Origin of the sequence: Agrilactobacillus fermenti (assembly GCF_021030645.1) — a bacterium.
Taxonomy (GTDB): Bacteria; Bacillota; Bacilli; order Lactobacillales; family Lactobacillaceae; genus Agrilactobacillus; species Agrilactobacillus fermenti.
The window spans coordinates 25914-38660 of the sequence record NZ_JACGCJ010000021.1 but is presented as its reverse complement, the minus strand read 5'-3'; the positions used below and the strand labels follow the sequence as shown (position 1 = coordinate 38660).

Here is a 12747-nt window from a genome sequence, read left to right as displayed (position 1 = left end):
ACCAAACTAATGGTAGATTTATTAAGGCTTACCCCTCATCACAAGAGAATGAGACAAAAGGTGTTGACTTTTGGCACCCGTTTAAAATTTAATTATTTGCAAACAAATAGTGGCCGAAAACAAAACGTTAGTCTTGTCCCAGCCACTAGCTCAAACTTATTAAGCGGTATATTTACTTAATGTGGCTTCCAATTGCTCTTTTGATTGATAGCCAACTAATTTTTCAACAACCTGACCATCTTTTTTAATGATCAAAGTTGGGATTGCCATGATGCCAAATTGTTGAGGTGTTTCTGGATTTGCATCGACATCCATTTTGGTGAACTTAACATCGTCATTTTCTTCAGCTAACTTCTCAACAACAGGCGATTGCATCCGACAAGGACCACACCAAGTTGCCCAAAAATCGGTTAGAACAACACCATCTTTAGTCTCTGATTCGAAATTCTTATCTGTTATTTCTTGAACCATTAAACAACACCTCCATCTTTCTCTTTAATATTTTAACAGATAGTAACGTTAATGCAATCTTTTTGCTTACAAAAAATGAGTATTTATTGTAACGTGGCAATCGTTGCCCCATTACCACCAGCAGACGCCGGTGCATAAGCAAATTTTTTGACGCGCCGGTTTTTCTTCAAATATTCTTGAACGCCCTGCCGGATCGCACCGGTACCTTTGCCGTGAACAATTGTAACCTGTTGATACCCAGCTAATAAGGCCGAATCAATATATTGATCTAAGCGGCTCATTGCTGCTTCATAACGCTCACCGCGCAAATCTAATTGCGTTGAGACATGACTGCCTGAACTGGCAACAGTTGCAAATTGTCGTTGCGGTGCTTGTTGTTTTGGTGCTTTGACTTTTTCCAAATCGTTGGCATCAATCGTCATTTTTAAAATGCCCAGTTGAACCTGCCACTGATGATTCCCAACTTTTTCCAGCAATGTTCCTTGAGTCCCATAAGACAAAACCTTGACTTCATCACCAGGTTTTAGGGCTTGGCGTTTTTTCTCACGCCGTAAGACCTTATTCTTTGCCAAAGTTGGTTCCTGTTTTAGATTTTTTAACTGTGTGCTTGCTTCGATCAATTGATTTTCTTTAACGGGTTGTTGTCCATTAAGTTGCATTTGCCGCAAATCAGCAATGATTTTATCAGCCTGTTTTTGTGCCTTTTCAACAATTTGATTTGCTTTTTCTTTTGCAAGATTCTCCTGATTTTGGCGTTCAGTAAAGAAATCTTCATAGGCTTTTTCCAATTCGTCGTGAAGTGTTCGAGCTTCTTTTAATTGATGACGTAGGTCTAAATATTCGGTCTCTGCAGCCTTGCGTTGATTTTCCAAATCAGAAATCATATTGTTTAGGTCTTGGCTCTCGCTATTGAGTAGCTGTTTGGCACTTGAAACAATACTTGTTGGCATACCTAAGCGTGCCGAAATATCAAAAGCATTACTGCGGCCTGGCATGCCGATCATTAATCGATAAGTAGGCTTTAACGTGGCGACATCAAATTCCATACTGGCATTGATTGTCTGTGGCCGCTCATAACCATAAACCTTTAGTTCAGGATAGTGGGTCGACGCCACGACATAACTCCCAATTTGTCCCAAATGATCTAAAATTGCAATTGCTAAAGAAGCCCCTTCTTGTGGATCAGTACCGGCGCCTAATTCATCTAGTAAGACTAAACCGTGATCATCTACTTGATTCAAAATATCAATGATATTTTCCATATGAGATGAAAACGTACTTAGATTTTGTTCAATCGACTGCTCATCACCAATATCAGCGAAAATATCTGAAAAAACGCCAACTTCGCTCTCTTCACCGGCTGGAATAAATAACCCTGATTGCGCCATTAACTGCAACAGTCCCAGTGTTTTCAACGTAATCGTTTTTCCCCCCGTATTAGGACCGGTTACGACAATACATTGAAAATCCTTACCAATATAAATATCATTCGGTACCACCTTCTGAGGATCGATCAATGGGTGGCGCGCGTGTTTTAGATTGACTTCATTATTTTCACTGATCCAGGGACGGGTAGCATGCATATCGTGGGCAAAGCGGGCTTTGGCATTGATTAAATCTAAGTGCCCCAAAATGGTCGAATTCTCACCTAACTCACGCAGGTAAGGCACGAGTGCTTCAGACAATTCTGCTAAAATACGTTGGACTTCTTGGGCTTCTTGCATCTGTAGTTGACGCAGCCGATTATTCAGCTCCATCACGCTTTGAGGTTCTATATAAACTGTTTGCCCACTAGCACTCTGGTCGTGGATCACACCGCCAAATTGACCTCGATATTCCGAACGCACGGGAATCACATAACGATCGTCGCGAATAGTAACAACTGGTTCACTCAAGTACTTGCTTTGACTGCCACGTGTATAACTATCCATTTTACTGCGAATTTGATCTGATAATTGTTTGATACCACTTCGAATCCCCTTCAAAGCTGAAGAAGCTTCATCTTGAATATGCCCGGTCTCATCCACAGAACGTCGCAACCGTTGTGAAAGCTCTGGCAATAGGGTCAACTCAGCCGCAATATCATAGACATGCGTCAATGTAACCTCTTGTGCCTGTAAATCTGAAAAGAAACGGTGAATGGCTGCTGTTGTTCGCAATAAACGGCTGATTTCTGCCAATTCAGCACCATTTAACATCGCGCCGATCCGCAAACGTTTTAACTGTGGTTCAATATCCTGTAATGTTGCCACTGGAATGCCACCTTGCAAACGATAAATTGTAGCACCATCATCAGTTTCTTCCAAGTTTGCAGCGACAAGACGCACATCATTACTTGGTTGCAGTTGTTGTATCTGTTTTTGTGCAATTTCTGTCACAGCATATTGTTGTAATTTTTCGGTAATCGTTTTAAATTCTAAGGTATCTAGTACTTTGGAGTTCATCTTACACTTCCTCTTTATCTGCCAAGGTCAAGCTAAATTGATACATATGCAGCAAAAATGGCCGAGACAAAACCAACGTTTTGTTTTCAGCCACCTGTTAATTACGACTATTTATTGTTTAAACGAGTTTCAAAAGATATATCCTCATTTAACGACGACACACTCCAATGGAAAGGTCCACCCATTTATCGTGATTCTTGTTAGTGCTCGGTTATTGAACGTCATTTGGCTCACGCGCTCATATCTTAAAGCCATATTAAGCTTTTATCTGTACAAATCAAACCGCAACGATCCACCAGTGCGTGGCTAAGTTCGTTAACAGGGGTGAGTAACGTACAATCGAAACAGCTGCCCAAGAAGTCCCCAGAGCATGCTGTAACCCATCAATTGGAATTAATGCTAATAAGTAAAGCAATAAAAATACGCCGATATAATTTGTAAAGAAAGCTAAAACCATTGCACCTAAAATACTAGTCGTATAGTCAATTGGATAAAAGGTTAAAGATTGTAAAAAAATGCCAGCGAATTTCATGATCAACCAGCCAATAAAGATAATGAGACAAAAGCCAAAGCCGGCATAAAAAGCAGTATCAAGCTTGAGTCCTAAGCTAGCATCAAAAAATGCAAAATGACTGTTAGAAGTTGCTGAAGGATAGGGTACTAATAAAGTTAAGCCTTTGCCTAAGTTACGATATACCAAATAAGCGATCCCAACAAATATGAGATAGCTAAAAGTATAAACAGCTTGCAAAAGCAACCCGCGGCGGGCACCAATATACATCCCGTAAGCGATAACCAAAACAATTAATAAGCTTAACATACTTTTCCTTCACCAACTAAAGATTCATTTATTCATGATTTTCTGAATCATCATCTATTTCTTCTTTATACTTAATTTGATCGGAGATGGCATTAAATGCTAATAAAATTGCCGCATCCTCAGTAGAAATATTAGATGATAATTTTTGAATATCTTGCAACTGCTGATTTAGCATTTCAGTCACCGCTGCCATATGTGCTTCACTTCCAGGTCCAATGATCACATATGTCTTACCATTGATCACTGCCTTATAACGCCTTTTTTCCTCGGCCATGAGGATTCTCCTTTGACTCCAACAAATTAATGAAACTATTTTAAATTAAATCATGAAAAAAAACAAATCTACTTTAGAAACCTTACTTAAATGAATTATTTGTAAAGTTAATAATCCGTGCCATCATCGGCTAAAAACGTATTTAACACTTCTTCAACCATCTGCCACTCGGCATCATCTTCAATAGGGTATAAATCACCCTGACTTGCATCGCCATTAGCATCTGGTTTAAATGAAAAAGCTTGGATTTCTACTTCTTCATCTTCACTGGCGCTTGCTGGATATAACAAAATATAAGACTTGTCATAGTCCTCTGAATCAAAGGTAAAAAGCACTTGGTAAAGTTCTTCATTACCTTGATCATCAACGAGGGTGATCTGTTGGTCTGTCATATCAGCAGCATAATTCTTATTTTCATCTTTTTCAGACATTGTTGTCCTCCATTTTGGTGGCGTATTTGCGTCAATCAAAAAATTATAATGTCGTTAATTTACCTTTAGCATCCAAATAATTTTGCAAGATCATCACTGCGGCCAGTTTATCGATCACTTGTTTTCTTTTTTTCCGTGACGTATCTGCTTCTTCTACAAGCATCCGTTCTGCTTGAACGGTCGTTAATCGCTCATCAATAAAATCTATTGGTAAGCCGAAACGATCCACCAACATTTGACCGTATGCCTGAGACTTCTCTGCTCTTGGTCCTAGGGTGTTATTCATATTTTTGGGTAATCCCAAAACAAAACCAGCAATTTCATATTGATCCACTAGCGCCGCTAAACGATCTAGGCCAAATTCTGCCTGATCTTCATTGATTTTAATGATCTCAACGCCCTGTGCCGTCCAGCCCAGTAAATCAGAAACGGCCACACCCACTGTGCGTGAACCAACATCTAAACCCATTAAGCGACTCATTTATTTTTCTCAAGGTAATTGCGTACGAGTTCTTCAATAATCTCATCACGCTCATGTTTGCGAATTAAATTCCGCGCATCATTATGCCGTGGAATATAAGCTGGATCCCCAGACAAGAGATACCCCACAATTTGATTAATTGGATTATAGCCTTTTTCCTCAAGTGATTGATACACGGACTCTAAAGTTTCTTTGACATTTTTGGAATCATTTTCGCCAAAATTAAAATGCATGGTTTTGTCTAACGAACTCATGTTAACTACCCCCACGTTCTTGCTCATTACTGCTAATTGTAACTGATTTGGCTATAAATCACAATTAAATCTCATTTGTAACCCAATTCAAGCCTATTTATTAGTTAACCATTCAACAGCTGTTTTCAAGGCTGCTTGCATCCCTTCAGGCTTTTTACCGCCGGCTTGAGCCATATCTGGTCGGCCACCGCCACCGCCGCCAACAGCTGGTGCAATTGCTTTGACCATATCTCCAGCTTTGATGCCAGCTTTGACCGTTTCAGGGTCGACCGCAACGATCAAACTAACCTTGCCTTCATTAGCTGTCGTCAAAACTAAAACATTAGAAGCTTGTTTTTGTTTCCATTGATCGGCTAACTGCCGCAAAGCATTCATACCATCCACTTGTACCTGACCCGTAATAATAGTGTAATTACCAGCTTTTTGCACATCATCAAAAATATGGCCCATTTGCTGTTGCGCAAATTTTGCTTTAAGACTTTCATTGCTCTTGGTTAATTGCCGCAATTCTGTCTGTAATTGATCTACTTTAGACAAAACATCCGTTGTCTTAGCCACTTTTAATTGTTGCGCTGTTTGAGCCAACAAATCGTGTTGCTGATTTAAATAAGCAAAAGCATCTCCAGCAGTGACCGCTTCAATACGCCGAACACCTGCGCCAACAGCTGATTCCGTTTTAATCTTGAACAGGCCAATTTCAGCAGTGTTGGCTACATGAGTGCCACCACATAGTTCAATCGACCAATTGCCAATATTAACGACTCGTACGATATCCCCATATTTTTCAGTAAATAAAGCCACAGCACCCATTTTTTTAGCTTCATCCATCGTTGTTTCGACTGATTCAACTGGTATCTCAGCCCAAATTTTTTCGTTAACGATTTTTTCAATTTGCTGTAATTGTTCTGGTGTGACTTGCCCAAAGTTGGTGAAGTCAAACCGCAAATAATCCGGCTCAACTAATGATCCTGCTTGGTGTGTATGTGCGCCTAAAACATCGCGTAACGCTTGGTCTAATAAATGAGTTGCCGTATGGTTGCGGCGCACCCGTCGCCGAAATTGTGCATCGACTTGTAAGCTATAAACACTGCCCTTAGCCATTGGTTGTAACACATCCACAAAGTGCAGCGGCTGTCCATTTGGTGCATGCTGTACGTCCGTCACTTTGGCAACTGTTTCACCCTGACTATTTTTAATGACCCCAATGTCTGCAACTTGACCACCCATTTCAGCATAAAATGGTGTTTCATCAAAAATCATTTCTGCTTTACCAATCGGTGCTTCATCTTGTAACGCGTCATCAATAATGATTTCTTTCAATACGCTTTGATTATCGATCAGTTCCACATAACCCGTAAATTCACTTGGATCTTTGATATCCATTAACAGTTTATTCTGCGATCCCATGGACTGTTCATCAGAACGCGCATTACGTGCCCGCTGTTTTTGGGCTTCCATTTGCCGATCAAATTCAGCAACATCTACGGCTAAGCCTTCATCTTTGGCATACTCCACCGTTAAATCAAGCGGAAAACCATAAGTATCAAATAATTTAAAGGCATCCGCACCACTCAGCTGTTTTTCACCGCTTGCTTTGAGACTAGCAATTAAATTATTTAGTAAATCTAAGCCATCTTTTAAGGTTTCTTGGAAACGTTCTTCCTCAGATTTAATAACTTTAGCAATAAAATCTTTTTGGGCCAAAACATCGGGATAGTAACTGTCCATGATTTTACCGACAGTTGGCACAAGTTCATATAAAAAAGCACGATTAATGCCCAATTTTTGACCATTTAAAGCCGCCCGTCGAATCAGACGCCGTAAAACATAACCCCGCCCTTCATTGGAAGGTAAGGCGCCGTCACCGATCGCAAAGGTAACGGCACGTGCATGGTCGGCAATGATTTTGAAGGAAGTATCGTCGGCTTTGTTTTGATCATATTGCTTATGATCACTCAATGTTTCTGTTTGATGAATCAAAGGTAAAAATAGGTCGGTTTCGAAGTTGGTCGGCGCATTTTGAATAACCGATACCATTCGCTCTAGACCCATACCCGTATCAATGTTTTTATGTGGTTGTTCGACATAACGGCCATCGGGTAAATGATTGAACTCAGAGAAGACAATATTCCAAATTTCAAGGTAGCGTTCATTTTCACCACCAGGATAGTTCTCCGGATCGTCGGGTGCTAAGTTGTTGAAGGCTTCACCGCGGTCATAAAAGATCTCGGAATCGGGACCACTAGGACCTTCACCAATATCCCAAAAGTTATCTTCAATTTTAATGATATGGTCTTCTGGCAGCCCCACCACTTCATGCCAAATACGATAAGCTTCTGTATCTTTAGGATAGACAGTCACATAAAGGCGGTCTTCATCAAAATCAAACCACTCTGGGCTAGTTAACAACTCCCAAGCCCATGGAATTGCCTTATCTTTAAAGTAATCCCCAACAGAGAAATTACCCAGCATTTCAAAGAAGGTGTGATGGCGTGCTGTTTTACCAACATTTTCAATATCATTTGTCCGAATACTTTTTTGAGCATTTGTGATCCGCGGATTTTTAGGAATGACAGACCCATCAAAATATTTTTTTAATGTTGCCACACCCGAGTTGATCCATAACAAAGTTGGATCATCTTCAGGAATCAAAGAGGCACTAGGTTCAACATCATGCCCCTTACTTTTAAAGAAGTCCAAAAACATTCGTCGAACTTCAGCACTTGATAATTTTTTCATACAAATACCTCCAACGTGAAATTAAGAAATAAAAAAACATCTTGCGATTCAAGGACGCCTACACGCGGTACCACCTTGATTGCAACGATGTTTCGTTAGCCACTTAATTATCTTATTTTACTTGTTATCTATTCTATGGGTAGCATCGCTAAAGCGGCTGACCAAATCTTCTCAGCATCGATTTGTTTCTGTAGTGAGCCTACTTAACGACATGTCCCGTTTGCCTTTTTAATTATAAGCAGTGTTTTCTGTAAAGTCAATTATTGAATTCAATGTTGATCACAGGCCGATAATATAATTGTTGCTTGTCCAGCTTAGCTAGTGCTGGTGTATATTCAAAGTTCCAAGATGCTGCTAATGTTTGTAGTTCAGGTGATCGTGTCAGTCCACCAACCACCGTTTCATCTTGTAATATTTCACCTTGCTGTTTTTCAGGAAATACAAGGCCAAAATAATTAGCTGATCCTAATTCAGGTACAAGGACTTGATTGTGGTAACTGCGCAAATAAGCATAAGCTGCCCGGTCCAATAAAGTCATCCCTTGACGAGTCAACGTTTGCTGTAACGTTGAAAAGTCTGCCATATTACGGGTCAAACTGAAACGATAATAATCTTGAGATGTTGCCAATTCAACACGTCCCACTGCCGTCTCTAAGTCTGAGGGCAGTTGGTTCGTGAAGGGATTCAAACTTGTCCGTTCATGAATTACCCGCTGTACCTGCGTAATATCTTGAGCCCGGCGTTTCTGGTAAAAAGGATCACCATAATATTGCGCATCAGCAATCACATAAACGCCCCTTGGCTCTAGATCGAACAAAATTGGTTCTTGGGCGACCAGCATCGGCGGCACTTGAACGGTTTGAGCACTTAATGGTTGTAATGTTATTTCAGACAACTGCCGTTTAAATTTTGCACGTACTTGCGTCAATTGGGCTTGATCCAGACCAACTTGAATCTGTTTGACCCCAGGAATCAGCACAAAATCAATGCCAGAAATAAAAGCGTGCCATGTTTGAAAATGATATCCATGAAACTCATGTGCTTCAGATTCGATCTTAGCAATTGGCAACAGTGGACTCACAAAATAACGTAGTAATTGTTCAAATTGATACTGCTGCTGTTTTGCAGTCAATTTGTGCCAATGTTCGATCATTAATGCCGCTGGCTCAATTGCCATCATTAACCCTTCCTTTTCTTACGTTTTAGGCGTCGTTGCTCAATTTTCCGCTTTTGACGCGCGTCTTCTTGAATAGCTGCTTTGATTTTGCGTTTATAACCCGGTTTGCGTTTACGTTTGGCTTTTTTGACATACCCTTTTAATGAAGGCTCTAATTCATTACCTTTAGCATGCCGATTCTCCCGTTGGTGTCGATCTTTTGCTGGCACTAACACACCATCTTTTAAACGGACAGATTCGAATGAGATGCCCATTTTTTCTAAGGCATCCACACCACGTGTTTCATCGGGACCATATAAAGTATAGGCAACGCCAGACATGCCATTACGCCCTGTTCGACCCACGCGGTGAATGAAAAACTCTAAGTCAGATGGCAACTCATAATTTACCACATGAGAAACGCCAGGAATATCAATTCCCCGGGCAGCTAGATCAGTAGCCACCACGTATTGATATTGCAAATTAACCACGGCTTTCATCACCCGCTTACGTTCGCGGGCTTGAATGCCGCCATGCACTTTGGCCACATTTAAACCATTATGCTTCAAAAAGTCATAAATTTCGTCTACTTTTTCTTTGGTATTTGCAAAAATCAAGACCAAGTAGGGTTCACCCATGGTTAACAAACGATATAATAACGCATTTTTATCGCGGCCTTGGGTAAAATACAAATAATTATGAATGGTTTCAGGAATCAATGTTTTTGGCTGGATTTGTTCAAACAATGGATTGTGTAAGTATTTACGCAAAAAAGGTTGCAACTTGGGGGGGATTGTTGCAGAGAAAACTAATATTTGTAGTTCCTTAGGCATTTTACCAGCAATCTTATCCACATCTGGTAAAAACCCAAGGTCTAAAGTCATATCAGCTTCATCCACAACAAAGGTTTTCGCGGTTTGAACTTGCAAAGCGTTAGCCGTGATCAAATCTAAAATCCGGCCTGGTGTCCCAATCACAATTTGTGGTTGATGATGTTGCAGTTTCTCAATTTGCCGGGCTTTATCCGTCCCGCCAACATAATTATGCACCATGATATCAGAGCCATAGGTAGCAACTAATTGTTCAAACGCTTGATACAATTGTGTTGCCAACTCTCGACTTGGCGCAGTGACCACTGCTTGTACTTTTTGGCTGTTAACATCAATTTTTTCTAAAATTGGAATTAAAAATGTATGTGTTTTACCGCTGCCAGTTTGTGATTGTCCAACAACATCACGGCCAGATAGCACTGCTGGTAATAACTTTTCTTGGACAGAAGTCGGTGTTGTAAAGCCGATTTTGTCTAAAGCTTGAATCATCTGAGGCGAAAAATTAAATTGTTTAAAGGTTGCCGCCATTAGTTATGTCCCTCATTTTCTATTTGTTCGGTGCTGACTAATTGTTCTAATTCAGAATAAATTTGTTCGATTTCTTGGGTGTCGCTTGCTTTAGCCCCACTTGCTAACGGGTGCCCACCGCCACGGTGTTTCTTCGCTAATTCATTAATTACTGGTCCTTTTGAACGTAAATGGATGCGATAGCCATGATCAGGCTGTTCCACTGCGATAAACCAAGCTTTGGCTTCACGTAGATGTCCTGGCGTGGAAACAACGGCATGTGCTTGATCATTGCTGACACCCATTTTAGCCATTGTCTCTAAGCTAATTACGGCATACGCCGCACCTTGTGTATTCAACTGTAAATGATCATAAACATACGACTGCAAACGGGCTTGTTGTAAAGTCACCTCATTCATATGTTGACTGACTTTATTGTGTTCAAAGTTATAACTAACTAACTCGGCGGCAATTTTAAATGTCTCCGGAGAAGTTGATGGATATAAGAAGCGTCCAGTATCGCCGACGATACCGGCATATAACTTACGAGCAGCCGCATCATTTAACTTCAGTAATCCCTCAGATTGATGTACCAGTTCAACGATAATCTCAGAAGTGCTAGAAGCATCTGCATCAACATAGACCAAGTCTCCGTAATGGTCGTCATCGGGATGATGATCGATCTTGATCAAAGACTGACCTTGATCATAACGTTTGTCACTAATTCTTGGCGTATTTGCTGTATCACAAACAATAACTAACGCCTGTTGATACATAGAATCATCAATGGTCTGCATCGTATCGATCCAACTTAAGCCTTCATTCTCGCTGCCAACTTGATAAATCTTTTTTTCGGGAAAAGCTGCTCTTAATATGGAAGCTAAGCCCGTTTGCGAGCCAATGGCATCTGGATCAGGATTCTCATGACGATGAATAATGATCGTTTCAAAAGCTTTGATTTGATTAATAATATCCGTAAATATTGACATATTATTTCCTTTCTAATAACTGACAGTTCACGATGGCTTTGGCACACAAAACATGGTTGGCATAGACTGAAACATCTAGCTTTGCAAACCGACGGCCTTTATCTAAAATTTGCGGTTGAATCAACAAATGACTCTCCAGCTGAATCAATTTTAAATAATGAAGATCCATCTGTTCAATGATTGCATTTTGTTTAAATCGCTCATTCAATAACCGCTGGCAGCTATCAACCACTACTTCAGATAAAACACCAAACGCGACGGTTCCTAAACTATTGACCAGCTGAGGTTCTACGACAAACTCAAACCCCATACTTTCTGGCGCCAAAGTTGCAGCATTGGGCAATTCATTCTTCAAAACTTGCAAACTGCCCATCATTTGATCATAAAAAGTATCCGTCACTTGAGGTTGTCTAGGCGCCATTTGCATCGTTTCCATGACATCTTTACGTGAAATGACCCCTTCAAGCTGCAGCTTATTATCGACTACCGGCATCAATTCCAAACTATTCCAAGTCATTAAGTGCCCTGCTGAAGCAGCACTATTATTCTTGCGCACCACCATGGGGTCTTTGGTCATGATTTTTTCGATGGGGGTTTTATCTGAACGGTTGAGAACATCTTTGCCAGAGACAACACCTAATAATCGCATTTGTTTATTAACGACCGGGAAACGCGAATGATCGCTATGCTTGGTAAGCGCAATGTAATCATGTACTGTTTGTGTATTTAACAAATAATCCGTCTTGGCTAGTGGTTGAAAAATATCACCCACCACAATGATCTCTTTTTTGATCAATTGATCTGTCAGCACTCGATTGATCATTGCTGCAACCGTGAACGTGTCATAGGTGGTCCCTAACACTGGCAAAGCAAGTTCATCCGCAAGCTTAGTAATTGCCTGTGTTGCCGAAAAACCACCAGTGATTAAAACAGCCGCCCCACTACGCAGGGCTAATTCCTGAGCATCTTCCCGGTTCCCAATAATCATCAATGATTTCGGCGTAATATAACGTACCATTGCTTCAAGCGTCATGGCACCAATAACGAATTTATCTAACAATTTATCTAATCCATTCGTGCCACCATAGATTTCACCATCAATGGCTTTCAGAATCTCACGGAAAGTTAAATTTTCGATTTTACCCTTCAAACGTTGCTCGATCCGCATCGTGCCGACCCGTTCAATGGTCGTTACCAATCCTTGGGTTTCAGCAGTTTTAATTGCCCGGTAAGCTGTGCCTTCACTAACGTTCAGGGCTTTGGCAATTGAACGCACTGAAATTTTATTCCCGATCGGTACAGACTCAATATAATCTAAAATTTGCTCATGTTTGGTGGCCAAACTGATAAC

12 protein-coding genes are annotated in these 12747 nt (G+C 40.6%); all 12 read right to left on the bottom strand.

Annotated elements, in window-relative coordinates; genetic code table 11:
* Positions 1-159 precede the first annotated feature (159 nt).
* Positions 160-471 carry a thioredoxin gene (trxA, locus tag FHQ08_RS08600; protein ID WP_230914000.1) on the bottom strand — a complete coding sequence of 104 codons (312 nt, stop codon included), beginning with the start codon at positions 469-471 and terminating at the stop codon, positions 160-162.
* 83 nt (positions 472-554) lie between these two features.
* Positions 555-2915: an endonuclease MutS2 gene (locus tag FHQ08_RS08595; RefSeq protein ID WP_230913999.1), complete on the bottom strand. Its 2361-nt coding sequence runs from the start codon at positions 2913-2915 to the stop codon at positions 555-557.
* A 277-nt stretch (positions 2916-3192) separates the two neighbouring features.
* Complete coding sequence (locus FHQ08_RS08590) at positions 3193-3735, bottom strand: CvpA family protein (protein WP_230913998.1); 543 nt, start codon at positions 3733-3735, stop codon at positions 3193-3195.
* Between the two features lie 28 nt (positions 3736-3763).
* Positions 3764-4009 (bottom strand): cell division protein ZapA, encoded by a 246-nt coding sequence (locus tag FHQ08_RS08585; protein WP_230913997.1) that lies wholly within the window; start codon positions 4007-4009, stop codon positions 3764-3766.
* 107 nt (positions 4010-4116) lie between these two features.
* Positions 4117-4440, bottom strand: a complete 324-nt coding sequence (locus FHQ08_RS08580) for a DUF1292 domain-containing protein (protein WP_269073919.1) — start codon at positions 4438-4440, stop codon at positions 4117-4119.
* Positions 4441-4483: 43 nt separating this feature from the next.
* Positions 4484-4921 (bottom strand): Holliday junction resolvase RuvX, encoded by a 438-nt coding sequence (gene ruvX, locus FHQ08_RS08575; RefSeq protein WP_230913996.1) that lies wholly within the window; start codon positions 4919-4921, stop codon positions 4484-4486.
* Positions 4918-5175, bottom strand: a complete 258-nt coding sequence (locus FHQ08_RS08570) for an IreB family regulatory phosphoprotein (RefSeq protein ID WP_230913995.1) — start codon at positions 5173-5175, stop codon at positions 4918-4920. Before FHQ08_RS08570 ends, ruvX begins: the two co-directional genes overlap by 4 nt.
* A gap of 93 nt (positions 5176-5268) precedes the next feature.
* Positions 5269-7914, bottom strand: a complete 2646-nt coding sequence (gene alaS, locus FHQ08_RS08565) for an alanine--tRNA ligase (RefSeq protein WP_230913994.1) — start codon at positions 7912-7914, stop codon at positions 5269-5271.
* Between the two features lie 256 nt (positions 7915-8170).
* The gene (locus tag FHQ08_RS08560) at positions 8171-9091 is read right to left on the bottom strand and encodes a hypothetical protein (protein WP_230913993.1); all 921 of its coding nucleotides are present in this window, start codon (positions 9089-9091) and stop codon (positions 8171-8173) included.
* Between the two features lie 2 nt (positions 9092-9093).
* Positions 9094-10428: a DEAD/DEAH box helicase gene (locus FHQ08_RS08555; RefSeq protein WP_230913992.1), complete on the bottom strand. Its 1335-nt coding sequence runs from the start codon at positions 10426-10428 to the stop codon at positions 9094-9096.
* Positions 10428-11396 (bottom strand): DHH family phosphoesterase, encoded by a 969-nt coding sequence (locus FHQ08_RS08550; protein ID WP_230913991.1) that lies wholly within the window; start codon positions 11394-11396, stop codon positions 10428-10430. Before FHQ08_RS08550 ends, FHQ08_RS08555 begins: the two co-directional genes overlap by 1 nt.
* A 1-nt stretch (position 11397) precedes the next feature.
* Positions 11398-12738: a DRTGG domain-containing protein gene (locus tag FHQ08_RS08545; protein ID WP_230913990.1), complete on the bottom strand. Its 1341-nt coding sequence runs from the start codon at positions 12736-12738 to the stop codon at positions 11398-11400.
* Positions 12739-12747: the final 9 nt, after the last annotated feature.